The 716-nt window shown below is 57.7% G+C and carries 1 pseudogene; it reads right to left on the bottom strand.

Annotated features, from left to right (window positions below):
- A pseudogene (locus ACFHWW_RS33980) lies at positions 1–716 on the bottom strand (type VI secretion protein); the annotation flags it as partial.

The raw sequence follows: 716 nt of genomic DNA, 5'->3' as shown, positions 1-716 counted from the left end.
CATATGAACCGCCAATCGCCCTTACGAAGATTTCCGCGCCGCGATCCTTGTCGAAGAACACGCCTTTCGGCGTCGGTGAAACGCGCATCGCCTGTGCGAGCAGGAAGGTCAAAGCGACCGTTTTACCGGAGCCGGTTGGTCCCGTGACGAGGAAGTGCCCGATATCGCGGCGATGGAAGTTGAACCAGTATGGCGTCTGCGACGTGGTTTCGAGGATCGTGATTGGCAGTCCCCAATGAGTGCGATCGGCCTGGCCCGTCGCGAAATTGTGCATGGAGGACAGGCCGGAAAAATTCGCGCTCGACAACATCGCTTTGCGAGCAATGTAGCTGTGATTGCCGGGCAGTTGCGCCCAAAATCCCGCTTCGAGGTTCAGATCCTCGCGAAGCCAGGTGAGGTTCATGTCGGTGAGGCAAGCACCGAGTTCGGAAACAGTGCGGCTAAGGCCCGGGAGATCGCGGGAGAGGCATAGGAGCGAAAGATGGTGGAAGCCGAAAACGGCTTCCTGGTTCATCAGGCTATTGAGCGCATAGTCGATCTCCTGTTCGACTGAGCTACCGGACTCGTCCGAGGCTCTGATCTGCCTCTGCAATCGACTAATACGTTCTTGAGCGATCGGCTTGTCGGCGATGGTGAAGGATTGCGTCAGAATGAATTCGTGGTTCACCTGCAGCAGGCCGTCCAACATTCCCGGCCCGGTGAAGGGCGGATATTCC

This window comes from Sinorhizobium sp. P24N7 (assembly GCF_042436655.1).
Classification (GTDB): Bacteria; Pseudomonadota; Alphaproteobacteria; order Rhizobiales; family Rhizobiaceae; genus Sinorhizobium; species Sinorhizobium meliloti_A.
Note: the sequence above shows the minus strand (reverse complement) of the source record. Positions and strands in the feature narration are given on the sequence as shown.